The sequence below is a fragment of the Actinophytocola sp. genome (genome assembly GCF_035942955.1).
Classification (GTDB): Bacteria; Actinomycetota; Actinomycetes; order Mycobacteriales; family Pseudonocardiaceae; genus DASYTH01.
This window is the reverse complement of sequence record NZ_DASZCQ010000191.1, coordinates 1-24,851: the sequence shown is the minus strand read 5'-3', so window position 1 is coordinate 24,851 and position 24,851 is coordinate 1. Positions and strand designations below refer to the sequence as shown.

Here is a 24,851-nt window from a genome sequence, read left to right as displayed (position 1 = left end):
TGTGCGTGATCTTCCGATGCGTATCAGGCGGCCTCAGGACGACTCTTCATCTCGACAGCCAAAGCACAGCGTGAAGGGTGATCGAGATGGAATGGACGCCAGAGGCCGTCAAGGCCGAGATGGACTACCGGCTGGAGACCGCTCGCCGGCACGCCGTGGTGCGCAAGCTCCGCGAGGGCCGGGGGCCGCAGCCATCCTGGTGGAAGAGGTTGCGCCACCAGACCTGAGACCGGTCAGGGGCCGGCGATGCCCCGGACGACGCGCAGGTCCACGAGATCCTGTGGGCGCAGGCGCAGTTGTTCGGCGGTCGCCGGCACCTGGGCCGAGTCGCGCTTGAGGATCGCCGCGGCGAGTTCGGGGGCGATCACGGAGAAGTATGCGTCGGGGGTGATCCAGGTGTGGTCCGGCGCGGCCAGCGCGAGCGCGCCGCCGGAGCCGCCCTCGCCGATCACCAGCGTGGTGATCGGCACGGTGGCGCGGGCGACGGCGGCGAACAGCTCGGCGATCGCCGGGGCAAGGCCGTTCCGTTCGGACTCCGGGTCCGCGGCCGCGCCGGGAGTGTCCACAAGGGTCAGCACCGGCAGGTTGAGCCGCTCGGCCAGCCGGATCAGCCGGGTCGCGGTGCGGAAACCGGCCGGAGTGGTCGCCGTGCCGGCCTGCGCGGCGTAGGCGACCAACCGGCCGTCGCGCCGGCCGATGCCGCACAGCATGCCGGGGTCGACCCCGCCGGCCCGGTCGCCGCTGATCGACCGGCGCACGTCGAAATAGTCCTCGAGATACGCCAGCGCCCTTGGGCGGGCGGCGGACCGGGCCCGGCCCACCGCGGCCCAGCCGTCGGCGGCCGGGGCGAGATCGCCGAGCGCGCGGGGGACCGGCGCGTGCCTCGGGGCCGGCCGGTCCACGGGCAGCAATGCCAGCCAGGCGGCCAGGACCCCGGGGAGATCCGGTTCGGTGACCACCTCGTCCACCTGCCCGGCGGCCAGCTGGCCCTCGGCGGTGTAGGCGCTGTCGCCGAGGTACGAAGCCGGCCGGACCCGGCTGCCGGCGAACCCGACCTGCGCGCCCGTGACACCGATCACCACGTCGGCGCCGGCGCCCAGCGACGCCCACACGCCACCGGTCGTCGGATCGCGCAGCACCGCGACGTGCGGCAGGCCCCGCTCCCGCAGCTCGGCGCACCGCGCGGCGATCCGCTGCAGCTGGCTCAGCGACAGCATGCCCTCCTGCAGGCGACTGCCGCCGGTCGCGATCAGCGACACCACCGGCAGGCGGGAGCGGATCGCCTGGCCGAACGCCCGCACGATCCGGTCACCGGTGGCGACGCCGATCGAGCCGCCGAGGAAGCGGAAGTCGAACGCGACGATCACCGCGGCGGTGTCTCCGATCTTGCCCGTGCCGCACAAGACCGACTCGGTCTCGCCGGTTCGCTTCCGCGCCCTGGCAAGCGATTCGCCGTATCCGGTCCAGCTCAGTGGTCCGTCCCGCTCCGCTTCGTTTAGACTGTCTAATTCGGACTCAGTGAACATGCTCGTCACCGCGGCGATCAGCGTCCGAACGTCAGCCATGCAGAGCTCGTTTCATGACTTTGCCCATCTCGTTGCGGGGCAACGCATTCAGGAAGCGGACCACGCGGGGACGCTTGTGCGGGGCGAGCAGCCGGGCCACGTGGTCGGACAGCTCCTCGGCGGTCGGCGGGGTCCCGGCCGGCACCACCCAGGCCACGATGCGCTCGCCGAGGTCGTCGTCGGGCTGGCCGGTCACCGCGACCTCGGCCACGCCGGGATGCTCAAGCAGCGCGTTCTCGATCTCGCCCGCGCCGATCTTGTACCCGCCGCTCTTGATCAGGTCGGTGGCCCGCCGGCCCACGATCCGCAGGTAGCCGTCCGGCTCGAGCACGGCCATGTCACCGGTGCGGAACCAGCCGTCGCGCATGACCGACGCGGTGGCGTCCGGCCGGTTGAGGTAGCCGAGGAACAGGTTCGGACCGCGCACCTCGATCTCACCGATCGCCTCGCGCTTCGCGACCCGCGTCCCGTCGTCGGTCACCAGGCGCAGCTCGACGCCGTCCAGCGGCGGCCCGACCGTCCCCGGCCGGCGCTCGCCGGACGCCCGCACGCTGGTGTTCATCAGCGTCTCGGTCATCCCGTACCGCTCGACGACCCGCTGCCCGGTCGCCCGCGCGATCCGGGCGTGGTCGGTCGCGGGCAGCGCGGCGGACCCGGACACCAGCAGCCGGGCCCGGCCCACCGCGGCGGCCAGCTCGGCGTCCCGCTCGCAGTCCTCGGCAAGCCGGTGGTACATCGTCGGCACGCCGAACACCATGGTCCCGTCGCGATGCAGCGCGCCTGCAACGGCCGCCGTGGCGAACCGGCCGACGTGGTGCACCGAGCCACCCCGGCGCAGCGGGCCCAGCACCCCGATGATCAGGCCGTGCACGTGGAACAGCGGCAGCCCGTGCACCACGACGTCGCGTTCGGTCCACTCCCACGCCCCGGCCAGCGCGTCCAGGTTGCTCGCGATCGCCCGCCGGGGCAGCACCACGCCCTTGGGCGGCCCCGTGGTCCCCGAGGTGTAGACGATCAACGCGGGCGTCTCGCCGTCCGGCTCGGGCCCGAGCGGCTCCGGTGTGCCGGCCGGCTCGACGGGAATCGGCTCGTGGGATCCGCCGAGCAGCAACCCGGGCCGGCTGTCGGTGAGGATGTGGTCGAGCTCCCGCTCGCCGATCTTGGGGTTGATCGGGACGGCCGGCACTCCGGCACGCAGCGCGGCGACCACCGCGACGCAGGTCTCGACGGTCGGGGTGGCCCACACCGCGATCCGCTCGTGACCGCGGATCCGCTCGGCGAGCCGGCCCGCCGCGACCGCCAGCTCCCGATGCGTCAACGAGCGCTCCCCGAAGCGCAGCGCCTCCCGGTCGCCGTCGCCGTACGCCGGGAGCAGCGGCTCGGCCATCGGTCTCCTCTCGACGCGTCGATGCCAATATTCTCGACCAGACCGAGGGAGGCCCGATGGACACCGGCAACAGGGTGACTGGCGTGTCACGCACCGCGATCGGGGTTGCCGCGCTGCGGGCCATGGAGAGCCGGCGACCGGACGCGCTGTTCGTGGATCCGTACGCCGAGGCGTTCGTGGCCGAGGCGATGACCTCGATCGCGGAGGATCCCGCGGTCGCGGCCGAGCAGCTCGACCAGGCCATGCGGCTGTTCGGCCTGCACATCGTGCTGCGCACCCGGTACTACGACGACTACCTGCTGCGGGCGGCCGCGGCCGGATGCCGGCAGGTCGTGCTGCTGGCCGCGGGTCTGGACACCCGGGCGTTCCGGCTGGACTGGCCGGATGGCGTGCGGCTGTTCGAGCTCGACCTGCCCGACCTGCTCGACTACAAGGAGCGGGTGCTGGCGGCCCAGCGCGCCGTCGCGCGGTGCGCACGCACCGTGCTCCGGGTGGACCTGCGGGACGACTGGCCCGCCCGGCTGGTCGAGGCCGGCCTGCGCCAGGGCGAGCCGACCGCGTGGCTGATCGAGGGGCTGCTGGTGTACCTGTCCGCCGACGAGGCCGCCCGGCTGCTCAGCGCGGTCGGCGACCTGTCCGCGCCGGGTAGCCGGGTCGCCTGCGAGCACCGGGACACCGCGAGCAACCCGCTGCTTGCCAGGGCCCGCGCCACGCCCGAGATGGACGAGGTCACATCGCTGTGGAAGGGCGGGCTCGGCGAGGACCTGGTTCCCTGGCTTGGCCGGCACGGGTGGCGGGTCGAGGCCGTCGACGGCGCGGAGCTGGCCGAGGCCTATGGCCGGGCCGGCGCCGAGGTTGACTTCATCGGGTTCCTCACGGCGGTCCGTGACTGACCCGCCCGGCGCACCTCGTAGGCTTGTTCGTTGTGCTGGTTCTTGCCGTCGACACCGCGACACCCGCGATCACCGCGGGCGTGGTCGCGCTGGACGGCGCGCCTCGGGTGCTTGCCGAGCGGGTCACGGTCGATGCCAAGGCGCACGGCGAGCTGCTCACCCCGCACGTGCTCGGCGCGCTCGACGCCGCGGGCGCCACTCTGTCCGAAGTGGACGCTCTGGTGTGCGGCGTCGGTCCCGGGCCGTTCACCGGTCTGCGGGCCGGGATGGTGACCGCGGCGGCGCTCGGTCACGCGCTCGACGTGCCGGTGTACCCGGTGTGCTCGCTGGACGCGATCGCCGCGGAGGCCGGCGGCGACCTGCTGGTGATCACCGACGCGCGCCGCCGGGAGGTGTACTGGGCGGGCTACGACGGGGCCGGCCGGCGGGTGGCCGGGCCCGAGGTCGAGCGGCCGGCCGAGCTCGCCGAACGGTTGCCAGAACTCGGGATGAGCCGGGCGGCCGGGTTCGGCGCCCGGGTGTACGCCGACGTGCTGGGGCTGGCGGTGCTCGAGCCGGAGCACCCGACGCCGGCCGGCCTGGTGGCCGTGGCGGGCGACGCGCTGCGCTCCGGCGCGCCCGCCGGGCCGCTGACCCCGCTGTACCTGCGCCGGCCGGACGCCGTGGTGCCGGGCGCCCGCAAGCGGGTGCTGCGATGACCGTTCGGTTGGCGCCGCTGCGGCACGCGGACCTGGCGCGCTGCGCGCAGCTGGAGCGGATCCTGTTCCACGGCGAGGATCCGTGGAGCGAGCCGACCTTCCGGTCCGAGCTGGACGCCGGCAACTTCTACATCGGGGCCTATGTGGACGGTGTGGGTCTCGTCGGCTACGCGGGCCTGTCGATGGTCGGCGACGGGCGGTCCCTTGAGGCCAACGTGCACACGATCGCCGTGGATCCGGCCTGGCAGCGCCAAGGCATCGGCCGGGCGCTGCTGACGGCGTTGCTGGAGAAGGCGGACGAGTCGCGCGCTCCGGTCTTTCTCGAGGTGCGCACGGACAACGTCGCGGCCATCACCCTGTACGAGGCGCACGGGTTCAGCCGGATCGGCTTGCGGCGCAGGTACTACCAGCCGTCCGGCGCCGACGCGTACACCATGGCGAGGCCCGCGGCCCGGGACGCCGACGAGGAGCCGGCATGACCGTCATTCTGGGGATCGAGAGCTCGTGCGACGAGACCGGCGTCGGGATCGTGCGGCTCGGCTCTGGCGGCGCGCTGGAGCTGCTCGCCGACGAGGTCGCCTCGAGCGTGGAGCAGCACGCCCGGTTCGGCGGCGTGGTGCCCGAGGTGGCCAGCCGGGCGCACCTGGAGGCCATGGTGCCGACCATGAAGCGCGCCTTGGCATCCGCGGACCTCGAGCTGTCCGATGTGGACGCTGTTGCGGTGACATGCGGGCCGGGTCTCGCCGGCGCGCTGCTGGTCGGGGTGTCGGCGGCCAAGGCGTACGCCGCCGCCCTCGACGTGCCGCTGTACGGGGTCAACCACCTCGCCGGACACGTCGCGGCCGACACGCTGCAGCACGGGCCGCTGCCGTCGCCGTGCCTGGCGCTGCTGGTCTCCGGCGGGCACACCCAGCTGCTCCTCGTCGACGACCTGGCCGGGAAGATCACCGAGGTCGGCTCCACCATCGACGACGCGGCCGGCGAGGCCTATGACAAGGTCGCCAGGGTGATCGGCCTGCCATACCCCGGTGGTCCGCCGATCGATCGTGCCGCGGCCCGCGGCAACCCTTGTGCCATCGCGTTTCCCCGTGGCCTGACCGGGCCCCGCGACCCGAAGTTCGACTTCTCCTTCTCCGGCTTGAAGACCGCGGTCGCCAGGTGGGTCGAGGCCAGGGAGCGCGACGGCGAGGAGGTTCCGGTCGCCGACGTGGCGGCGTCGTTCCAGGAGGCGGTGGCCGACGTGCTGACCGCCAAGGCGGTGCGCGCCGCCGGGGAGCTCGGCATCGGCACGATGGTGATCTCCGGCGGGGTGGCGGCCAACTCGCGGCTGTCCGCGCTCGCCGCGCAGCGGTGCGCCGAGGCCGGCATCACGCTGCGGGTGCCGCGGCCGCGGCTGTGCACCGACAACGGGGCCATGATTGCCGCCCTCGGCGCGCACGTGGTCGCCGCGGGGGTGGCCCCCTCCTCGTTCGAGCTGTCCGCCGACCCGGCCCTGCCGGTCGGCACGGTGTCCGTCTGACGGCGGCAACCCCACGCGCGCACCGCCCGTATAGGGAGTGATCGAAGGGAGCACCCGTGCCCGACCGGGATCGCGAGTTCCGCGCGTCAGCCTGGACGATCCGGCACAGACCCGCGCCCACAACCGCCGCTGACCCGCGACGACCTGGTCCGCATCGCCTCGATCCCCGACCTGCGCTGGTAAGGGCGCCCGGGTGGGGACTCCGCCGTGCCCGGAGTCCCCACCCCTGCCGGCACCCTGCCCCGCGCCGGTCTGTGTTCCGCGGTCAGCCGCGCCAGAACGACGGCCGCACAACGACGTCGTCGACGTTGACGAACATCACGCGGTGGCCGAACTGGATCTGGAAGTAGCGCAGGTTGCCGCGGACGACGGTGTGGTTGGTGGCGTCGAACTGGACCGCCCAGTAGTACTCGGACGGCGCGATCACGCCGAGGGAGTACCACTGCCCGGCCGGAAGTCGGTACTGCAGCGGCACGATCGCCTGCGGGGTGATGTTCGGCGGGTACGCGGCCGCCTCCGGGTAGGCGCGGCCGTAGACCGGAATGCCGTCCAGGCCGGGCTTCGGCGTGACCACGAAGCCGAGCGTGCTCACCGCGGTCGGCTTGCTCGCCGGGTTGTGGAACCAGCCCTTCTGGCCGAGGTACCAGATCGCCGTCCAGTCCCCGCGCCGCTCGGCCACCGCGTACTGCTGGCCGGTCTCCACCCGACTGCCGTGGTCGGAGATGTGCATGGTGCTCGGCGAGCCGTCCGGGTGCAGGCCGACGTCGACCAGCAGCGGGGCGTCGGCCCGCGGCTCGGTGTGCAGGATGACCGACGCGGAGCCGCGCGGCGGGCAGGGCACGCCGACCGCGGTGCAGCCGGTGAACGCCGGTTGGTTGGTGGCGAAGTCGGGCTTGATCGTCACCATCCCGGTGGGCAGCTGACCGAGGCCGTGGAACGGGGCGCCGAGCAGCTCGAAGTAGTGCGCCCAGTCCCAGTAGGGGCCGGGATCCCAGTGCATGCCACGGACGTTCGCCGGAATCGTGCCGGGAACGTTGTCGTGGCCGAGGATGTGCGCCCGGTCGAGCGGTATCCGGTGCTGGCGCGCCAGATACCGCACCAGCCGGGCCGACGCGCGGTACATCGCCTCGGTGTACCAGGTGCCCTGCGCGGCGAATCCCTCGTGCTCGAGGCCGATCGACTTGGCGTTGATGTACCAGTTGCCGGCCTGCCAGCCCACGTCCTTGGCCTTCAGGTGCTGCGCGACATGGCCGTCCGCGGAGCGCAGGGTGTACTGCCAGCTCACGTAGGTCGGGTCCTGCACGAGCCGCAACGTGTTGTCGTAGCTGGTTTCGGTGTCATGGACGATGATGTACTCGATCTTCTGGCTCTCCGGCCGGTTGCCGAGGTCGTGGTTGCCGTAGTCGCCGCCGCCGAGGTCGGCGTACGGCGCCGGGATCCACTCGCAGCCAAGGCCCGGCGGGCACTCGGTCTCCGGGTCGTTGGTCGCCCGGCTCGGCGCGTCGAGGTCGGGCCGCGCGGCCAGCCGGACGTGCTGGCCGTCGTCGGTGACCTGCTCGGCGCCGGACCTGATGACCGCGAGCACCTCGTCGGCGAACGCCGAGGCGGCGGTGCTCTCGGTGGCGCCGCTGTACTTCGCCACGGCGCCGTACCAGTCGACCGGGTCGGCGCCGGTGCCGCCGAGCTCCCGCTGGTAGTGGGCGAGCAGCGCGGCCCCGCCGCGGATGTTCTGCGCCGGATCCGCGCGCAGCGTCGCGATGTCCACATTGGTCAGTCGGGCGGCCAGCTCCGCGGTGCGCAGCGCGGGTGCGGAGGTATCGATCGGCGGGGCCTGCGGGTGCAGCTCGGGCCGGGCGGTGTCGCCGCGCGGATCCTCGGTGCCGTCGTCGTGGTGGCCGCCCGGCGGCGCCGCGGCGACGTCGGTGAGGTGCATCGGCCCGAACCCGGCCGTCGAGCTCGGCGTCCCGGCATTGTAGTCCCACCGGGATTCCACATAGGACAGTGCGAGCAGCACGCTCTCCGGTACCCCGAACTCGGCCGCGGCCGCGGCGAACGCCTGCTGGCGCTGCGCGTCGGCGGGGACGGGGTCGGCCGCGGCCGGCGCGGCGAGGGCGCCGGTGATGAGGGCGGCTGCGGTCAGCGTGCTGGTGAGTCTGCGAGAGCGCGACATGACGGCCTCCCGAGGCAGGCGAGTGAGCCACCGATCACTCTGCTGCGCCCGCCCCGGGTCCGTCAATAGTTACCCGTGAACTTCTCTATTTGGTTGAGTACTGACGGAGCGGCTACCGCGAGGACGTCGGCTGGTCGCCGGGGACGTCCTCGGTCCGGCGGCGCCGGAAGTGCCGCCCGATGCCGCGCGGCGGCGTCGCCGTCTCGTCGGCCGGCGAGGGCGCCGTCGTCCTGGCCGGAGGCTTCCAGTCCGCGCCGGTCGACGTGCCGGCCGCCCGCTCCTTCTCCAGCTGCTCGGCGAGCTTGTCGCGCTCCCTGGCCGCGGCCTGCGCCTCCCGGCCGGCGGCCCGCGCCTCCCGGCGCGCGTCCCGGTACTGCGCCCTTGCCACCCGCCGGCGCCGCCCCGTGGAGATCACCATCCACAGGCCGAGGCAGAAGAGCAGCGCGATCGCCATGCCGGAGAGGAACGCCTCCAGCGGGCTCACGCTCACCAGATCGCGGCCGAAGAGCACGATCATCTGTTCCGGCCCGCCGGACCAGTTGTATGCCAGGAGCAGTGCCGCGGCGGCCGCGCTCAGCACCACCAGCAACAGTCCGAGGATCAACATTGAGGTTCACCTCCGCATTCGGCCCACGTCACGGGCCCTGCGAGGCGGATACCCCCCGCCATGGCGAACCAATCACACCGTGAGCGCCCCCGCACCGCGGCCTACGACCGGGTGATTCCCAGCCCGACGAGGGCCAAGGCCATGCAGGCCGCGGCGTAGCCGAACGCGACCGCCGGCGAGGCGACCGTGTAGAGCAGCCCGACCACCGCGCTGGCGATCACGTTGCCGCCGGCCTGGACCGTGGCCAGCAGGCCGAACGCCGAGCCCCGCAGGTGCTCGGGCGCGAGCGCGGCGACCGCGGCGTGCTCGGCGGTCTCCGCGCACCCGATCCCGATCCCCGCCGCCACGAACGCGGCCGCCAGCAACCAGATCGCCGGCCCGGTGACCGCGAAGAGCACGTAGGACCCCAGGAACGCCGCCACCCCGGCGCCGGTCACCAGCAGCGGCCCGCGCCGCCCGAGATGATCGGACCCCCGCCCGGCCGGGTAGGAGACCACGGCCGCGGAGACGTTGTAAACGGTATACAGCCCGAGCGCGATCTGCGTGGCCGACTCCAAACCGTGGCGCGGCGTCAGGACCTCCGTGGCGCGCAGGATGAGCAGCGTCGCCGCGAGGTTGCCGATCTCGAACAACGCGAACGCGCCCAGCGCCCGCCCCAGCCGCCCGCGCAGCACCGGCCGGATCCGGATCCGCAGCGGCCGCCGTTCCCGCACCGCGGGCAGCCGGGCCTGCCGGATCGCGTAGTAGATCGCCGCCGCGGCGAGCAGCCCCGGCACGATCGAGACGAGGATCGCGGTCCGCACCGAGAACACCGCGACCAGCCCGAGCGCGAGCAGCGGCCCGACGATCGCGCCGAGGTTGTCCATCGCCCGCTCGAACCCGTACGCCCGCCCGTACGCCGACGCCGGGACCACGTCCGCCAGCAGCGCGTTGCGCGCCGGCACCCGCAACCCCCGCGCCGCCCACGCCCCGGCCCGCAGCACCCCGACCGTGACCACGTTCCCCGCCGTCCCGATCAACGACGACAGCACCGCCGTGACCGTGTACCCACCGACGGCCACCCGCCGGCGCCGCCGCACGTCGTCGGCCAGCGGACCCCCGACGAACCGCGCCGCCCCGGCCAGCCCGTCCGCGACCCCCTCGATCACCCCCAACGCCGCCGCCGGCGCCCCCAGCGTCCCGGTCACCAGGCTCGCCAGCAGCGCCGTCGGCACCTCGTGCCCGGCGTCGGACAGCAGGCTGGCCGCGCCGATCCCCCCGACTCCCCGGTTGAGCCACGCCCGCTCCGCCATGTCACCACCCTGGTTGAAGGGCTAGCACTCCCATAGGTAGAGTGCTAGTCGTACGGCACCAGAACCGCCCCGACACCCGCGACGGCGGGGTGGCAGGAGCCGTCGCAAGACAGAACCTGCCAACGCTTTCGACGACCGTGGAGGTCACACCGGTGAGCGTGAACATCAAGCCGCTCGAGGACAAGATCCTCGTCCAGGCGAACGAGGCCGAGGCCACGACGGCGTCCGGTCTTGTGATCCCGGACACCGCCAAGGAGAAGCCCCAGGAGGGGAAGGTCCTGGCCGTAGGCCCTGGGCGAATCGACGACAACGGCAACCGCGTCCCGCTGGACGTGTCGGTCGGCGACGTCGTGATCTACTCCAAGTACGGCGGCACCGAGGTGAAGTACAACGGCGAGGACTACCTGATCCTCTCCGCCCGCGACGTGCTGGCCGTCATCAACTGACGCCGGCCACCGCTCAACGCCCCGGCGGCCCCAGTTCCGGGGCCGCCGGGGTGTTTCGCTTACCGAGCTAGAAAAGGGAGAAGATGCCCAAGCAGATCAGCTTCGACGAGGACGCTCGTCGGGCGCTCGAGCGCGGGGTGAACAAGCTCGCCGACGCGGTCCGGGTGTCGCTCGGCCCGCGTGGCCGGCACGTCGTGCTCGCCAAGAAGTTCGGCGGACCCACCGTCACCAACGACGGGGTCACCATCGCGCGGGAGATCGAGCTGGACGACCCGTTCGAGAACCTCGGCGCCCAGTTCGCCAAGAACGTCGCGACCAAGACCAACGACGTGGCCGGGGACGGCACCACCACCGCCACCGTGCTGGCCCAGGCCCTGGTGCGGCTGGGCATGCGCAACGTGGCGGCGGGGGCGAACCCGACCGCGCTCGGCGCCGGCATCCAGGCCGCCGCCGACGCCGTCGTCGACGCGCTCAAGGAGAAGGCGACTCCGGTCAAGGGCCGGGACAACATCGCCCAGGTCGGCACCGTCGCCTCCCGGGACCCGTCGATCGGGGCGCTGCTCGGCGAGGCCATCGAGAAGGTCGGCGAGGACGGCGTGATCACCGTGGAGGAGTCCTCCACGCTGGCCACCGAGTTGGTGATCACCGAAGGCGTGCAGTTCGACAAGGGTTACGTGTCCGCGCACTTCGCCACCGACCCCGAGCACCAGGAGGCGGTCCTCGAGGACGCGTACATCCTGCTGCACCGGGAGAAGATCTCCGCGCTGGCCGATGTGCTGCCGCTGCTGGAGAAGATCGCCCAGACCGGCAAGCCGCTGCTGATCGTGGCCGAGGACGTCGAGGGCGAGGCGCTGTCCACCCTGGTGGTCAACGCCCTGCGCAAGACGCTCAAGGCGGTCGCGGTCAAGGCTCCGTACTTCGGTGACCGCCGCAAGGCGTTCCTCGACGACCTGGCCGTCGTGACCGGCGCAAGGGTCGTCTCCGGCGAGGTCGGTCTCAAGCTGTCCGAAGTGGACCTCGACGTGCTCGGCAACGCCCGGCGCATCGTGGTCACCAAGGACGAGACCACGATCGTCGACGGCGCCGGGTCCAAGGCCGACGTGGCCGCCAGGGTCGAGCAGATCCGCAAGGAGATCGAGACCACCGACTCCGACTGGGACCGGGAGAAGCTGCAGGAGCGGCTGGCCAAGCTGTCCGGCGGCGTCGCGGTGATCAAGGTCGGGGCCGCGACCGAGACCGAGCTGGCCGAGCGCAAGCACCGCATCGAGGACGCGGTGTCGGCCACGAAGGCGGCGGTCGAGGAGGGCATCGTGCCCGGCGGCGGCGCGTCGCTGATCCACGCGGCCAAGATCCTCGATGACGGCCTCGGCCGCACCGGCGACGAGGCCACCGGCGTGCGGATCATGCGCGACGCGCTGGCCGCGCCGCTGTCCTGGATCGCGTTCAACGCCGGCGCCGAGGGCCCGGTCGTCGTGCAGAAGGTGCGCGACCTGGAGTGGGGTCACGGCTTCAACGCGGCCTCGCTGAGCTACGGCAGCCTGGTGGCCGACGGTGTGGTCGACCCGGTCAAGGTCACCCGCTCGGCGGTGGCCAACGCCGCGTCGATCGCCCGGATGGTGTTGACCACCGAGAGCTCGGTGGTGGAGAAGAAGGAGGAGGCTCCCGCCGGCGGTGGGGGCCACGGGCACGGGCACGGACACGGCCCGGGGTTCTGAGCTGAAATGCCGAGCGGGCCACCCTTCGGGCAAATGACGCCCAAGGGTGGCCCGCTCGGCAAACGAATTAGGTGGCTACCGCGAGCGCGCGCTTTTCCATCTTGATGATGGCCTCCCGCTCCGACTCGGACAGGCCGCCCCAGATTCCGTAGGGCTCGTGCACGGCCAGCGCGTGCCGGCGGCACATCTCCAGCACGGGACAGGCTTGGCAGATGGCTTTTGCCCTGGCCTCCCGGCGCGCCCTGGCCGGGCCGCGCTCCCCGTCGGGGTGGAAGAAAAACGCGCTGTCCATGCCACGGCAGGAGCCCTCGAGCTGCCAGTCCCACACATCCGCGTTGGGCCCTGGAAGCCTACGGGTATCCGCCATCGTGACCGCCTCCTCGTCGGTACAGCCGTAGCGCCGATACTCCATTCGGTGCAGCACACAACGCTAGAACCGCGCCAATACTTGTTCAAGGGTGATCGACTCATCAGCTACGCGAATTCAGCCGATCGGCAACATTCGGTAGACGCAGCGTGTTCGCCGGTCCGGTTGCCGGGCACAACGGGTCACCCGACGATGGGAGTGTGGCGACGACATCCGAACCCGTGAGGATCGATGGTCACCACGTCCCGCTCGAACCGACGCTGCCGGTCGCCGCGGTCGCCCGCCGGCTGGGCATCGCGCCGGCCACGCTGCGCACCTGGGACCGCAGGTACGGGATCGGCCCGAGCGGCCACACCACCGGCCGGCACCGCCGCTACGGCCCGGCGGACATCGCCCGGCTGGAGCTGATGCAGCAGGCCCTGCTGCGCGGGGCGACCCCGGCCGAGGCGGCCGAGTACGCGCTGCGGACCGCGGTCCCTTCGGCCGCGGCGACCTCGGCCGGGCCGGCCACGGCGCCCGATCAGCCGCCGCCGGCGTCCGCCACGGCCGGGTCCGTGCGGGCCGGCGGGCGGGTGCTGCGGCTCAACGGTTCCTCCCCGCTGGTGCGCGGCCTTGGCCGGGCGGCGCTGGCGATGGACTCCACCGCGGCCCAGCAACTGATCAGCGACGCCATCGCCGAGCAGGGCGTCGTCGCGGTCTGGGACACGATCATCCGGCCGGTGCTGTCGGCCGTCGCCAGCCGCTGGGAGCACTCCGGCGAGTACATCGAGACCGAGCACCTGCTGCACGAGTGCGCGCTCGCCGCGGTGATCGGGGCGACCCCGCTGGTCAGCGCGCCGCGCAACCCCCGCCCCGTGCTGCTGTGCTGCGTCCCGGAGGAGCGGCACAGCCTGCCGCTGTACGTGCTGCGGGCCGCGCTCGCCGGCCGGGGCATCGGCACCCAGATGCTCGGCGCCGCGCTGCCGGTCGACGCCCTGGCCGCGGCGGTGCGCCGGACCGCCCCGGCCGCCGTGGCGCTGTGGGCCCAGCTGCCGCGCTACGCCTGGGCCGCGGTGTTCGACCAGCTCCCCAAGACCCGCCAGCCCGTGCGCATGTTCGCGGCCGGCCCCGGCTGGTTCGCCACCGATCTGCCCGACCGCGTGGAGCGCCTTGAGGAGCTTTCCGTTGCCGTCGAGCGGATCGAGGCCCTGATCGACTGGCGCCGATGAGCGAGCTGCTCTACCGGGCGGCGTTCGGCGACCGGCCGGACTTACTGATCACGGACATTCCACCCGATCCCCGGTCGCGCTGGCTCGCCGCCGTGGCGTTGGGAGGGCAGGGCCGTTACGCCGCCGCCGCCACGCTGCTTGACGAGCTGTGCGCCGGCCCCGACCCGACCATGGGGGCCCTCGCCGCCAGCACGCGGGCGTCGCACCTGCGTCAGCTCGGCGGGCACGCGGCGGCCCGGGTGCTCGACGGGGCGGCCCTGCGGCTGGCCGCGCGTCCCGACGTGCTGTCGGACGTGCTGCTCGGGCTGGCCGCGGACGCGCTCGGTCTCGGTCGCCTCCCCGAGGCCCGGCGGTTGATCGCGGCGGCTCGGCGGCTCGGTGATGTCGGGTGGCGGGGTGAGATCCGGCTGTGCTGGGTGTCGGCCGAGGTCGACTTGGGCGCCGGGCGGGCCGATGTGGCGGTGCCGCATGCGGAGCGGGCGGCCGAGCGCGCCGGTGCGGCCGGATCCGTCCGGCATCGGGTCAAGTCGGCGATGGTCCTCGGCGCGGCACTGGCGGCCCGTGGTGAATCGGCCGACCGGCAGCGGGCCCGGCGGCTCGTCGAGCACGCCTGGCGGGACGCTTCCGAGCTCGGTCTGCTCCCGCTAGTGTGGCCATGCGCCATGCTGCTGGCCGACCTCGAGCCAGCCTTCGCGCCGGCACACCGCCGCCGTGCCGGTGACGCTCTGCGTTGGGTGTTGCGCCGAGCCGATCCCATCGGTCGCCGGGTTGCCGGCAATTCGCCATGGGTGCCCGATCCTGCTCGTCTGACCGGGTGAATACGGGCGCTAGGACAACCGGGCGAACTTCTTCGCAGATTTGCCACCAGATCGGGTCAAGGTTCTCCGCTCTGCGACCGATAGGTGAGGTGGAACGTCACTCGGCTGCAGGAAGGAGTCCCCGTGACGACGGTCTTGATCTGCGACGACCGGCGCGGGGTGCGCGAGGGTCTCACGCGCGTCATGTCCGCTGTCCCCGGAGTCAGTCGCATCGACTGTGTAGCGCACGGTGACGAGCTGCTCGCCCGATACTCCCGAGCTCCGGTCGACGTCGTGCTGGTCGGCACCCAGCGCGCGGTGCCAACCGGGGTGGAGGCCACCCGCCGCCTGGTGTCCGCCAACCCGCAGGCCAACGTGATCGTGTTCGGTGCGCCGGACGACGCCAGTAGCATCGCCGCCGCGATCGCCGGCGGGGCGAGAGGCTACCTGCGCTGGGATGCGTCCCGCCCCGAGCTCGTGGCCGCGCTGGCCCACACCCTGGCCAGTACCTCGGTGCCGGCCCCTCGGCAGCCGTCCGACCCCGGTGTCCAGCTCACCGACCGCGAGCTGCAGGTGCTGCGCGGCATGGCGATGGGCAAGAGCAACGGCCAGATCGGCCGCGAGCTCTACCTGTCCGAGGACACCGTGAAGACCCACGCCCGCCGGCTGTTCCGCAAGCTCGGCGTGCGGGATCGTGCGCAGGCCGTCGCGCACGGCTTCCGCCGCGGCCTCGTTTCCTGAGGTAAGGGCCCCCCGGCTGGGCACAGACGCCGCGTTCGGCGCAGAATCTGCAGCGAGCGCGGCGTTCGGCGCGCCTGGACCCGAGTCGGCAGGCGGCACGGAGCATGAGGGTTATCGCCCGAGGTACGGTGGACGTCGCGGAAACCAAGGGACACCGCTCCCGTACGGTGGCGTCCGACCAACCGTACCCACTCGTAACACCGGGGCTGCTCGCTGCGATGACCACATCGGGGGACGGACTGGACGCTTCAGTGGGCGCTGCCGTCGAGGGTGATCCTCGGGCTATCGAGGCGGTTCTCGCGTCGATCCGGCCCCTCGTGGTGCGGTATTGCCGCGCCCGGGTAGGCAGGCAGGAACGCAACTTCGCTTCGGCGGACGACGTTGCCCAGGAGGTGTGTCTCGCGGTGCTGACGGCACTGCCTAGCTACCGCGACCAGGGGCGGCCTTTCCTGGCCTTTGTGTACGGCATCGCCGCACACAAGGTTGCTGACGCCCATCGGGCGGCCGGACGTAACCGATCGGAGCCCGTCGCCGACGTTCCAGATGAACCGGAAACCGATGCCGGTCCGGAGCAGCGGGCCCTGCGGCAGGAGCTCACCAAGGAGATGGGTGAGTTGCTTCAGGTCCTTCCAGATAAGCAGCGAGAGATCGTACTGTTACGAGTGGTAGTCGGCCTGTCTGCGGAGGAGACGGCCGAGGCGGTCGGCTCCACCCCCGGAGCCGTCCGGGTGGCTCAACATCGCGCCCTTGCGCGGTTGCGGAAGACTCTGTCCGCGGAGGAGGTGGTCTGAGTGGCTGATCGGCCCGAGCGTGAGCATGAGATCGAGTCGCACCTGCGGGCCACCGAGGTCGCCGAGCACGTCGAGCCGGACCAGCTCGACGACGACGCGATCGACTTCTCCCAGGTGCACGCCGACGACGCGTTCCTCGACGCGCTCGGCGCCACCAAGCCGGACCCGTCCGGCATGTTCGCCGACGACCGGCTGGCCGAGCTGCTGCTGGCCTGGCGCTCCGACGTCGACGCCGAGCCCATCACCGAGCTGGTCGACCCCAAGCTCGCGGTGGCCACCGTGCAGGCCGCGCGGATCAGGGCGCGCCGCGGCTCGCGGCTGCTCGCCCCGCTCGCCGCGGCGGCCGCCGTGCTGGCGATCGTGTTCGCCGGCGTCGGGCTGGCCGCCCGCGACGCCCAGCCGGGCGACACGCTGTGGGGTCTGACCAGGGTCCTCTACGCCGACCACGCCCGGTCGGTCGAGGCCGCGCAGGCGGTGCGGGTCGACCTCAGCGAGGCCGAGCAGGCGCTGGCCAGCGGCCGGGTCGCCGAGGCGAAGAGCATGCTCGACCAGGCGCAGAGCACGCTGCCGACGGTGGCCAGCGAGGACGGCCAGGCCGACCTGCAGGCCAAGCACGCCGAGCTGCTGGCCAAGCTTCCGGACAACCCGGTGGAAGGGGCCTCGCCGCCGCCGTCCGCGTCCCCGACCACGGCGCCGGCCACCGACTCCACGGACCCGACCACGGACCCGGTCGACTCGTCGACCGTGCAGCCGCCGCCGACCACCGACCCGACCACGACCACGCCGCCGACCACCACGACCGAGACGGGCAGCGAGCCGGGCCGCGTCGAGACCGAGCCCACCTCGCCCAAGACCGAGACCAACTCCAACCCGGCGGGTGAACCGGCTAGCGAACCGGCCGGCGGAACCCCCTGACCTCGTGCCTGCCAACCGCAACCTCAGGGGACCGTGACGGCACTCAGCCACAATCAACCCGCCATGCGCACCATCCGCTGGAACGTAACGACAGCAGTTAATCTCGGAGAGGCGGTCCAGTGCGGGGTAGGTTCAGCACGGCGCCATCGGCGAACCCCTTGCAGTACTCCCAGCTGACGTAGTCGGCCGGGTTGGGGTCGAACGCCGGCTCGTGCGGGCGCATCCGCCCGTCGGCCAGCAACTGCTCGAGGCTGGCCCGCAGCAGCGCCCAGTCGTGGTAGTGCGGGTCCTGGCACTCGGCGCAGTCGACCACCACCCCGCGGATTCCGCGTGGCGTGAGCAGGGCCTGGTACACCGCGAGGTCGGCGAGATCGGCCAGCAGCTCGGCCCGCTCGTCCTCACTGATCGGCTGGCCGGGCTCGTCCTCCGGCTCGCCGAGGGCCCTGGCCGGATCGTCCGGATCGTCCGCGAACGGATCTGGAGGCAATGCATCGTGCGCCACGACCACGCACGGTACCGGGCGAGGTTGTGACACCCTCCAGATACCATGGGACTACGCCCCGCCCGCCTGCGAATGCCCTCGCCGTCGGCACGGTAGGAAGGTCCGCAACGCACCATGACCAGCGAGCTCACCGCTGACGCAGTCCCCACCAAGTTCGCCGAGCTTGGCCTGACCTTCGACGACGTGCTGCTGCAACCCGCCGAGTCCGACGTGCTGCCGAGCGAGGTCGACACCAGCACCAAGCTGTCCCGCAACATCACCCTGCGCATCCCGCTCGCCTCGGCCGCGATGGACACGGTCACCGAGGCGCGGATGGCCATCGCCATGGCCCGGCAGGGCGGGATCGGCATCCTGCAGCGCAACCTGTCGATCGACGAGCAGTCCCGGCAGGCGGAGACGGTCAAGCGGTCGGAGGCCGGCATGGTCACCGACCCGGTCACCTGCTCGCCCACCGACACCCTGGCCGAGGTGGACGCGCTGTGCGCCCGGTACCGGATCTCCGGGGTCCCGGTGACCGATTCCGAGGGCACCCTCGTCGGCATCATCACCAACCGCGACATGCGCTTCGAGGTCGACCACACCAAGCTGGTCAGCGACGTCATGACCAAGGGCCCGCTGGTCACCGCGCAGGTCGGGGTGTCGGCCGAGGCGGCGCTCGGGCTGCTGCGCCGGCACAAGGTGGAGAAGCTGCCGATCGTCGACGGCGCCGGCAAGCTGCGCGGCCTGATCACCGTCAAGGACTTCGTCAAGACCGAGCAGTTCCCCAACGCCACCAAGGATCCCGACGGCCGGCTGCTGTGCGGCGCGGCCATCGGCGTCGGCGACGACGCCTACAAGCGCGCGATGTCCCTTGTGGACGCCGGCGTCGACGTGCTCATGGTGGACACCGCCCACGGCCACTCGCGCAGCGTGCTGGAGATGGTGCGGCGGCTCAAGCGCGAGCTGCGCGACACGGTGGACGTCGTCGGCGGCAACGTCGCCACCCGCGCCGGCGCGCAGGCCCTCGTCGAGGCCGGCGCCGACGGCGTCAAGGTGGGCGTCGGGCCCGGCTCGATCTGCACCACCCGCGTGGTGGCCGGCGTCGGCGTCCCGCAGATCACCGCCATCCACGCGGCCGACCAGGCCTGCCGCCCGGCCGGCATCCCGGTGATCGGCGACGGCGGCATCCAGTACTCCGGCGACATCGCCAAGGCCATCGCCGCCGGCGCCAGCGCCGTGATGCTCGGCAGCCTGCTCGCCGGCACCTCCGAGTCTCCCGGCGAGATCATCTTGGTGGGGGGCAAGCAGTTCAAGACCTACCGCGGCATGGGCTCGCTGGCCGCCATGCAGTCCCGCGGCGAGGCCAAGTCCTATTCGAGGGACCGCTACTTCGCCGACGACGTGCTGTCCGAGGACAAGCTCGTGCCCGAGGGCATCGAGGCCCGCATCCCCTTCCGCGGCCCGCTCGCCCAGGTCGTGCACCAACTCATCGGCGGCCTGCGCTCCGGCATGGGCTACACCGGCTCGCACACCATCGCCGAGCTCCAGCGGGCCAAACTCGTCCGCATCACCGCGGCCGGCCTCAAGGAAAGCCACCCCCACGACGTCACCATGACCGTCGAGGCCCCCAACTACACCTCCCGCTGACACGTAAGTGCGCGTTCACCGGTTTCGGTGCGAGTGTCGATCAGATGCTGGAGCCGACCGAGACCACCGTGTTGCGGCCGTCGTTCTTGGCTTTGTAGAGCGCCGTGTCGGCCGCCATGAGGAGGCGGTCGACCACGGTGCCGGAGTCGGGGCAGACGGCGACTCCGATGGAGACGGAGAGGTTGGACACCGTGGCGACGCGGTCGTCGTCGACATCGACGTCGACCTCGAGCTTGGTGACCGCGGTCCGGATGCGTTCGGCGATCGCGATGGCGTGGTGCTCGGTGATGTCCGGGAGGAGAACGGCGAACTCCTCCCCGCCGAAACGGCCGACCACGTCGTAGTCGCGGACCTCCGCTCGGAGTAGCTCGCCCACCGCCTTGAGCACGGAGTCCCCGGCCAGATGGCCGTACGTGTCGTTGACCCGTTTGAAGTGATCGAGGTCCACCATCAGGACGCCGCAGGCGGAGCGGCTGCGCTGCGCCCTTGCCAGCTCGCGGGCGGCAAGATCGCGCCAGCCGAAGGCGTTGAACAGGCCGGTCTTCTCGTCGGTCGCCGCCGCCACTTCGAGCTGCTTGAGCAGCACCAGCCGGTGCAGCATGACCAGCGGCGGGAACACCAGCAGCACCAGGAAAGGGTGATATGCCAGGGCGAGCGCGGTGAGCCCGCCAAGGCACAACGTGACGAGCTCGAGGACGTTGTCCCCCCAGGTGCCGACCAGGTCGGTGACGGACCTGGTGTGCGTGTTGAGGAAGATGCTCGTGACGGCGAGAGCCAGGTTGACCAGCTCGAAGACCGCCGCGGCCAGGAGCACGATCGCCGCGCCGTCCAATGCGGAAACATGCGCATCGGCGAGGTTGCCGAGGCCGGCGGCATGCACCGCCCACGACGCGGCATAGCAGGAGAGCATGCCGCCCGCGGTGCTCGCCACCACGCGGTATTTGGGCCGGGCCCGGACGTGTCGCCACACCCGCCACCACAGGTGCAGGTACAGCGCGATACCGAGCAGAGCCACCCAGCCCGGGGTGAGCAGCACCGCGCCGGCCACGTACCAGACCGAGGTCACGTTGATGTGGGTCTGTCCGGCCATCCACCGGCGGACCCGCTCGACCTGCCGCGACATCTCCGCCTGCCCGATGCCGAGGACGAGCAAGCCGGTGAACCACAGCAGATCCGACCGCTGCACGGGATGGATCACCAGGTCGGAGGCCGTCAAGCCGAGCGCGGCAACCTCGGTGGCGAGGGCGTAGACGATCCACCGGGGCCGGGTCTCGGACCACATCTTCCACCGGGGCGGCCATAATCCATCCCGGGGCACCCTATGGGCGTTGGCCGGTTCGTGGCTCATAATGGTCCTGTCGTGCTCGTCACCCCTTTCGCCAAGGGTATCTGGCGCGCCACAGGCTGTCAGGCAGACCGGCGGGTGTGGCATGCTGACCCGGCTACCGGAGGTGAACCGCCATGCGTACGCGCGAATACTGATCAGTCGCTGTCCGTCGTTGCGTGCCAGCGATCTGGCTCCGTCGTCAGACAACGGCGCCAAGCCCATGCGGCAGGCACGGCAATGACCAGGCCGATGACCCCGACCACCCCGATCGTTTCGGTCGTACCGACCTGGTCGGCGAGCAATCCGGCGAGCAGCGGGCTGAGGCCCTGCACGGTGGCAAGTCCGGACTGGGAGATTCCCCATGCCTGTGCCCGTAGCTGATCGGGCACTCCTCGGGTGAACGACGCTGCGCCCTGGATGATGACCGCCGTCCCGAGCGCGCCGGAGAGTGCGAACAGGACGAAAGAAACCACCAGCCCGGGCGCCAGGAAGCAGGGCAACAGCGGCAGGCAGCTGGCGATCGCCAGCGGGCCGAGCAACCGGGGTCGCCGCGTCGGCGACACCCACCGAGTGAACACGAGAGCCCCGATCGCGCTCCCGAGCGGATCACTGGCGAGGATCAGGCCGACCGCGATCGTTCCGCCGCCGATCTCGTCGGTGTACGGCGCCGCGAGTCCCTCGTAGACGATGAGGAACGCGGACAGCCAGCCGAGTATCACCAGGACGCGCAGACCTCGGTCGCGCCAGATGAGCGACGCCCCGGTGCCCACCGAGCCGCGAATGGACAGGCGCTCCGCCTTCGACGCCGCGGCCGGGCGGTAGCGCACGCCGAGCCGGATGAGCAGCCCCGAGGCGAGGAACGTGATGGCGTCCAGTCCAAGTGCGACATGCGGGTTGATCAAGCTGACCAGCACGCCGCCCCCGGCGAACCCGGCCACCTGTGCGGTCTGCATGGTGACGGTGCGGATTCCCATTCCGACGACGAACAGGTCGCCCGGCAGCACGGCGGGCAGCAACGCCAGTTGGGCGGCCTTGAACGGCGCCTGGAAGAACGACACCAGGGCGACGAGCACGAACACCAGTGGGAACGGCATGCCCGGCACGGCGACCAGAGCGATCAGCAGGGCGCGCAACACGTCCGAGACGACCATGACCTCGCGGCGCGGGAACCGGTCGGCGAGTCCGGAAAGGAAGATCCCGCCGAGAAACGACGGGGCCAGGGTCAACGCGTAGGTCAGCCCGGTGAGGGCCGCCGAGTCGGTTCTCTGGAAAACCAGGATCGCCAGCGCCACCCGGGCGAGTTGGTCACCGGCTTGGGAAAGGGCCTCGGCACCCCACATCGCCCGGAACTCGCCGACGGCGAACACCGAGCGGAAGGTGACGTGTGTCCCCCGTCCCAATGAAGCTCCCTCGACTCTGACCGACCCGCTGCCGGGAGCCTCCGCTGCCCGAGGCAGCTCACGGTAGCTGATCGTCCACGCGTCGTGCTGCCGCCAAACGGCCGGTATGGGTTCTCGTAATGAGACGGTATTGACACGGGCCGTCGGTGCGCGAGGGATAGGCTGCGCGGCGCGGCTATCAGGGAGGGACCGACGTGCGTGATCTTGTCGAGATCGGCATGGGGCGGACGGCCCGGCGGGCCTATGGTCTGGACGACGTGGAGATCGTTCCGTCGCGGCGCACCCGCTCCTCCAAGGACGTGTCGACGGCGTGGCAGATCGACGCCTACCGGTTCGACATCCCGCTGATCACCCACCCGACCGACGCGATCGTCTCGCCGGCCACCGCGGTTGCCATCGGCGAGCTCGGTGGGCTCGGAGTGCTCAACGCCGAGGGGCTGTGGGCCCGGCACGCCAACGTCGACGAGGCGCTCGGGGCGCTGACCAGGGCCGGGGACGAGTCGGAGCTGGTCGGGGTGCTGCAGGAGCTGCACGCCGCGCCGATCCGGCTGGATCTGATCACCGAGGCGATCAAGCGGATCGGCGCCGCCGGGGTCACGGTGGCGGCGCGGGTAAGCCCGCAGCGGGCCGCCGAGCTCACCCCGCATCTGCTCGCGGCCGGGGTGGAGATCCTGGTGGTGCAGGGCACCATCGTGTCGGCCGAGCACGTCGCGCGGGACGGGGAGCCGCTGAACCTGAAGAGCTTCATCGCCGACCTGGACGTGCCGGTGGTCGCCGGTGGCGTGCACGACTACCGCACCGCGATGCACCTGATGCGCACCGGCGCCGCCGGGGTGATCGTCGGCTACGGCCACAGCTGGGACGTCACCACTACCGACAGCGTGCTCGGCATCGGGGTGCCGATGGCCACGGCGATCGTCGACGCGGCCGCGGCCAGGCGGGACTACCTTGACGAGACCGGCGGCCGGTACGTGCACGTGATCGCCGACGGCGGGATGGCGGTCAGCGGCGACATCGCCAAGTCGATCGCCTGCGGGGCGGACGCCGTCATGCTCGGCGCGCCGCTCGCCGCGGCCACCCAGGCGCCCGGCCAGGGCCTGTACTGGACCGCGGCCGCCGCGCACCCGTCGCTGCCGCGCAGCAGGGTCGACACGGTGGTCCCCGAGCTGCAGGTCGACCTGCGCACGCTGCTGTTCGGGCCGTCAAGCGACGCCGACGGGGTGATCAACCTGTTCGGGGCGTTGCGCAGGGCGATGGCCAAGACCGGCTACTCGGACGTCAAGGAGTTCCAGAAGGTCGGTCTTACGGTACGGATATGACGAAGCTGACCGAGCGGACCGTGGTCGCCGTGCGGGACGGGGTGGTCCTGGCGGAGCTGCTCGACGGCGACCGGGAGGTGCTCGAGGCCCGCAACGACCGCGCGTTCGAGGCGGATCCCGACGACCGCCCCGCGTTGCAGCAGGTCGAGTCGCACGTGCTCGCGGTGCTCGACGCGGCGACCGGCGAGCTGCTCGGCAACGTCAGCTGGCACGCCGAGGGCTACGGCCCGACGGCCAACTGCGCGGCGTGGAACATCGGCATCGGCCTGCTGCCGGAGGCGCGCGGGCGCGGGGTGGGCACGATCGCCCAGCGGCTGCTGGTCGAGCACCTGTTCGCCACGACCGAGGTGGACCGGATCGAGGCGAGCACCGAGGTGGCCAACGTGGCCGAGCGCAAGGCGTTGACCCGCGCCGGTTTCCGGGCCGAGGGGGTGATCAGGGGCGCCGCCATGCGCGGCGGCGCGCGGCGCGACTATCTCGCTTTCGGGCTGCTGCGCTCGGATCTGCGGCCCGCGCACGGCGAGCGGGCGATCGTCGCGGAGTGCGACGGGGTGGCCCTGGCGGAGCTTTTCGACGGCGACCGGAAGCTGTTGACGGAGCGCGGCGACGGCGCCTTCGAGGCGGATCCGGACGACCGGCCGATGCGGTCGTTCGCGCTGCCGCACCGGCTTGCGGTGATCGACTCGGCGACCGGTGCGCTGCTCGGCGCCGTGAGCTGGCACGCGGTCAGCTATGGCTCGACGGCGGCCTGCGAGGCCTGGAACATCGGCATCGGCCTGCTGCCGGAGGCGCGCGGGCGCGGGGTCGGCACGATCGCCCAGCGGCTACTGGTCGAGCACCTGTTCGCCACGACCGATGTGGACCGGATCGAGGCGGGCACCGAGGTGGAGAACGTCGCGGAGCGCAAGGCGTTGACGCGGGCCGGTTTCCGGGCCGAGGGAGTGCTGCGCGGGGTGTCGGTGCGCGGTGGGCGCCGGCGCGATGATGTCATCTACGGGCTGCTGCGGTCGGACCTGCGGCCCGAGCACGGCGAGCGGGCGATCGTCGTGCAGCGCGACGGCGTGGCGCTGGCCGAGCCGCTGCGCGACGACCGGGAGCGGCTCTGGGAGGCGGCCGCAAGCGAGTTCGACCTCGACCCCGACGAGCGCCCGCGGCCGTTCCCGCCGAACCCGAGCTCGGTGCTGACCATTGTGGACGCCGCGACGGCCGAGCCGATCGGAATGATCGGCTGGCACGCGGTCAGCTACGGCGGAACGTTGAGCGCCGCGGCCTGGAACATCGGGATCGGCCTCGTGCCAGAGGCCCGCGGGCGCGGCGCCGGCACGACCGCCCAGCGCCTGCTCGCCGAGCATCTGTTCGCCACCACCGAGGTGGACCGGGTCGAGGCGAGCACCGATGTGGACAACGTGGCCGAGCAGCGGGCGCTGGAGAAGGCCGGCTTCCGCCGCGAGGGCGTGCTCCGCGGCGCCCAGCTGCGCGGCGGTCGGCGGCGCGACATCGTCCACTACGGACTCCTGCGCACCGACCTGTCGTGAGTCTTTTGTGGTGCCATAGGCCACAAAAGAC

Annotated in this window: 24 protein-coding genes; 15 read left to right on the top strand and 9 right to left on the bottom strand. The window is 72.1% G+C overall.

The annotated features are described in order from the left end of the window. Positions 1-86: 86 nt before the first annotated feature. Positions 87-227 (top strand): hypothetical protein, encoded by a 141-nt coding sequence (locus VGX25_RS18830; RefSeq protein WP_326919128.1) that lies wholly within the window; start codon positions 87-89, stop codon positions 225-227. 6 nt (positions 228-233) lie between these two features. Here the strand turns inward: VGX25_RS18830 and VGX25_RS18825 are convergent, their stop codons facing one another. Both VGX25_RS18825 and VGX25_RS18820 read right to left on the bottom strand, forming a co-directional pair. Continuing rightward, positions 234-1,565: a carboxyl transferase domain-containing protein gene (locus VGX25_RS18825; protein WP_414635870.1), complete on the bottom strand. Its 1,332-nt coding sequence runs from the start codon at positions 1,563-1,565 to the stop codon at positions 234-236. Next, positions 1,558-2,952, bottom strand: a complete 1,395-nt coding sequence (locus VGX25_RS18820) for an acyl-CoA synthetase (protein ID WP_326919127.1) — start codon at positions 2,950-2,952, stop codon at positions 1,558-1,560. The genes VGX25_RS18825 and VGX25_RS18820 overlap by 8 nt, the downstream gene beginning before the upstream one ends. An 83-nt stretch (positions 2,953-3,035) precedes the next feature. On the opposite strand from VGX25_RS18820, the gene VGX25_RS18815 reads away from it, so the two are divergent. The 4 genes from VGX25_RS18815 to tsaD are packed head-to-tail and all read left to right on the top strand — an operon-like array spanning position 3,036 to position 6,062. Then, on the top strand, positions 3,036-3,845 hold the full coding sequence (locus tag VGX25_RS18815; protein ID WP_326919126.1) for an SAM-dependent methyltransferase: 810 nt from the start codon (positions 3,036-3,038) through the stop codon (positions 3,843-3,845). Positions 3,846-3,877: 32 nt separating this feature from the next. Continuing rightward, entirely contained in the window at positions 3,878-4,543 is a 666-nt protein-coding gene (gene tsaB, locus VGX25_RS18810) for a tRNA (adenosine(37)-N6)-threonylcarbamoyltransferase complex dimerization subunit type 1 TsaB (RefSeq protein WP_326919125.1), read from the top strand. Then, positions 4,540-5,022 carry a ribosomal protein S18-alanine N-acetyltransferase gene (gene rimI, locus VGX25_RS18805; protein ID WP_326919124.1) on the top strand — a complete coding sequence of 161 codons (483 nt, stop codon included), beginning with the start codon at positions 4,540-4,542 and terminating at the stop codon, positions 5,020-5,022. Before tsaB ends, rimI begins: the two co-directional genes overlap by 4 nt. Then, on the top strand, positions 5,019-6,062 hold the full coding sequence (tsaD, locus tag VGX25_RS18800) for a tRNA (adenosine(37)-N6)-threonylcarbamoyltransferase complex transferase subunit TsaD (protein ID WP_326919123.1): 1,044 nt from the start codon (positions 5,019-5,021) through the stop codon (positions 6,060-6,062). The genes rimI and tsaD overlap by 4 nt, the downstream gene beginning before the upstream one ends. A gap of 265 nt (positions 6,063-6,327) precedes the next feature. On the opposite strand, the gene VGX25_RS18795 is transcribed toward tsaD, so the two are convergent. From VGX25_RS18795 to VGX25_RS18785, 3 genes are all read right to left on the bottom strand, one after another. After that, positions 6,328-8,232 (bottom strand): N-acetylmuramoyl-L-alanine amidase, encoded by a 1,905-nt coding sequence (locus VGX25_RS18795; protein WP_326919122.1) that lies wholly within the window; start codon positions 8,230-8,232, stop codon positions 6,328-6,330. A gap of 112 nt (positions 8,233-8,344) precedes the next feature. Next, a complete protein-coding gene (locus VGX25_RS18790; protein WP_326919121.1) occupies positions 8,345-8,839 on the bottom strand; it encodes a hypothetical protein in 495 nt (164 codons plus the stop codon). Between the two features lie 101 nt (positions 8,840-8,940). After that, positions 8,941-10,131, bottom strand: coding sequence for an MFS transporter (locus tag VGX25_RS18785; protein ID WP_326919120.1), 1,191 nt, complete (start codon positions 10,129-10,131; stop codon positions 8,941-8,943). 152 nt (positions 10,132-10,283) lie between these two features. Here VGX25_RS18785 and groES point away from each other — a divergent pair, with 152 nt between their 5' ends. Beyond that, positions 10,284-10,577 (top strand): co-chaperone GroES, encoded by a 294-nt coding sequence (gene groES / locus VGX25_RS18780; RefSeq protein ID WP_326919119.1) that lies wholly within the window; start codon positions 10,284-10,286, stop codon positions 10,575-10,577. Positions 10,578-10,660: 83 nt separating this feature from the next. Further along, positions 10,661-12,292, top strand: a complete 1,632-nt coding sequence (groL, locus tag VGX25_RS18775) for a chaperonin GroEL (RefSeq protein ID WP_326919118.1) — start codon at positions 10,661-10,663, stop codon at positions 12,290-12,292. A gap of 67 nt (positions 12,293-12,359) precedes the next feature. On the opposite strand, the gene VGX25_RS18770 is transcribed toward groL, so the two are convergent. Further along, positions 12,360-12,659 (bottom strand): WhiB family transcriptional regulator, encoded by a 300-nt coding sequence (locus VGX25_RS18770; protein WP_326919140.1) that lies wholly within the window; start codon positions 12,657-12,659, stop codon positions 12,360-12,362. Between the two features lie 221 nt (positions 12,660-12,880). On the opposite strand from VGX25_RS18770, the gene VGX25_RS18765 reads away from it, so the two are divergent. The 5 genes from VGX25_RS18765 (at position 12,881) to VGX25_RS18745 (ending at position 17,111) form a co-directional block, all read left to right on the top strand. After that, entirely contained in the window at positions 12,881-13,867 is a 987-nt protein-coding gene (locus VGX25_RS18765; RefSeq protein ID WP_326919117.1) for a MerR family transcriptional regulator, read from the top strand. Continuing rightward, on the top strand, positions 13,864-14,685 hold the full coding sequence (locus VGX25_RS18760; protein WP_326919116.1) for a hypothetical protein: 822 nt from the start codon (positions 13,864-13,866) through the stop codon (positions 14,683-14,685). Before VGX25_RS18765 ends, VGX25_RS18760 begins: the two co-directional genes overlap by 4 nt. A 123-nt stretch (positions 14,686-14,808) precedes the next feature. After that, entirely contained in the window at positions 14,809-15,405 is a 597-nt protein-coding gene (locus VGX25_RS18755) for a response regulator transcription factor (RefSeq protein WP_326919115.1), read from the top strand. Between the two features lie 218 nt (positions 15,406-15,623). Beyond that, positions 15,624-16,196, top strand: a complete 573-nt coding sequence (locus VGX25_RS18750) for a sigma-70 family RNA polymerase sigma factor (RefSeq protein WP_326919114.1) — start codon at positions 15,624-15,626, stop codon at positions 16,194-16,196. Further along, the gene (locus VGX25_RS18745) at positions 16,197-17,111 is read left to right on the top strand and encodes an anti-sigma-D factor RsdA (protein ID WP_326919113.1); all 915 of its coding nucleotides are present in this window, start codon (positions 16,197-16,199) and stop codon (positions 17,109-17,111) included. Between the two features lie 97 nt (positions 17,112-17,208). On the opposite strand, the gene VGX25_RS18740 is transcribed toward VGX25_RS18745, so the two are convergent. Continuing rightward, positions 17,209-17,613: a DUF5319 domain-containing protein gene (locus VGX25_RS18740; protein ID WP_326919112.1), complete on the bottom strand. Its 405-nt coding sequence runs from the start codon at positions 17,611-17,613 to the stop codon at positions 17,209-17,211. Positions 17,614-17,727: 114 nt separating this feature from the next. Here VGX25_RS18740 and guaB point away from each other — a divergent pair, with 114 nt between their 5' ends. Continuing rightward, on the top strand, positions 17,728-19,239 hold the full coding sequence (guaB, locus tag VGX25_RS18735; protein ID WP_326919111.1) for an IMP dehydrogenase: 1,512 nt from the start codon (positions 17,728-17,730) through the stop codon (positions 19,237-19,239). A 40-nt stretch (positions 19,240-19,279) separates the two neighbouring features. On the opposite strand, the gene VGX25_RS18730 is transcribed toward guaB, so the two are convergent. Together VGX25_RS18730 and VGX25_RS18725 are read right to left on the bottom strand one after the other, a co-directional pair. Next, complete coding sequence (locus VGX25_RS18730; RefSeq protein ID WP_326919110.1) at positions 19,280-20,521, bottom strand: diguanylate cyclase; 1,242 nt, start codon at positions 20,519-20,521, stop codon at positions 19,280-19,282. 200 nt (positions 20,522-20,721) lie between these two features. Further along, entirely contained in the window at positions 20,722-21,966 is a 1,245-nt protein-coding gene (locus VGX25_RS18725; protein WP_326919109.1) for an MFS transporter, read from the bottom strand. 194 nt (positions 21,967-22,160) lie between these two features. On the opposite strand from VGX25_RS18725, the gene VGX25_RS18720 reads away from it, so the two are divergent. Then, positions 22,161-23,285 (top strand): GuaB3 family IMP dehydrogenase-related protein, encoded by a 1,125-nt coding sequence (locus VGX25_RS18720; RefSeq protein ID WP_326919108.1) that lies wholly within the window; start codon positions 22,161-22,163, stop codon positions 23,283-23,285. After that, positions 23,282-24,820 (top strand): GNAT family N-acetyltransferase, encoded by a 1,539-nt coding sequence (locus VGX25_RS18715; protein ID WP_326919107.1) that lies wholly within the window; start codon positions 23,282-23,284, stop codon positions 24,818-24,820. Before VGX25_RS18720 ends, VGX25_RS18715 begins: the two co-directional genes overlap by 4 nt. The last annotated feature ends 31 nt before the right edge of the window (positions 24,821-24,851 follow it).

Coding starts and splice junctions, on each gene's coding strand:
- VGX25_RS18785 (WP_326919120.1), bottom strand. CDS start 10,131: ATGGCGGAGCGGGCGTGGCTCAACCGGGGAGTCGGGGGGATCGGCGCG.
- VGX25_RS18730 (WP_326919110.1), bottom strand. CDS start 20,521: ATGTGGTCCGAGACCCGGCCCCGGTGGATCGTCTACGCCCTCGCCACC.
- VGX25_RS18795 (WP_326919122.1), bottom strand. CDS start 8,232: ATGTCGCGCTCTCGCAGACTCACCAGCACGCTGACCGCAGCCGCCCTC.
- VGX25_RS18820 (WP_326919127.1), bottom strand. CDS start 2,952: ATGGCCGAGCCGCTGCTCCCGGCGTACGGCGACGGCGACCGGGAGGCG.
- VGX25_RS18750 (WP_326919114.1), top strand. CDS start 15,624: ATGACCACATCGGGGGACGGACTGGACGCTTCAGTGGGCGCTGCCGTC.
- groL (WP_326919118.1), top strand. CDS start 10,661: ATGCCCAAGCAGATCAGCTTCGACGAGGACGCTCGTCGGGCGCTCGAG.
- VGX25_RS18825 (WP_414635870.1), bottom strand. CDS start 1,565: ATGGCTGACGTTCGGACGCTGATCGCCGCGGTGACGAGCATGTTCACT.
- VGX25_RS18770 (WP_326919140.1), bottom strand. CDS start 12,659: ATGGCGGATACCCGTAGGCTTCCAGGGCCCAACGCGGATGTGTGGGAC.
- rimI (WP_326919124.1), top strand. CDS start 4,540: ATGACCGTTCGGTTGGCGCCGCTGCGGCACGCGGACCTGGCGCGCTGC.
- VGX25_RS18760 (WP_326919116.1), top strand. CDS start 13,864: ATGAGCGAGCTGCTCTACCGGGCGGCGTTCGGCGACCGGCCGGACTTA.
- tsaD (WP_326919123.1), top strand. CDS start 5,019: ATGACCGTCATTCTGGGGATCGAGAGCTCGTGCGACGAGACCGGCGTC.
- guaB (WP_326919111.1), top strand. CDS start 17,728: ATGACCAGCGAGCTCACCGCTGACGCAGTCCCCACCAAGTTCGCCGAG.
- VGX25_RS18830 (WP_326919128.1), top strand. CDS start 87: ATGGAATGGACGCCAGAGGCCGTCAAGGCCGAGATGGACTACCGGCTG.
- VGX25_RS18715 (WP_326919107.1), top strand. CDS start 23,282: ATGACGAAGCTGACCGAGCGGACCGTGGTCGCCGTGCGGGACGGGGTG.
- VGX25_RS18790 (WP_326919121.1), bottom strand. CDS start 8,839: ATGTTGATCCTCGGACTGTTGCTGGTGGTGCTGAGCGCGGCCGCCGCG.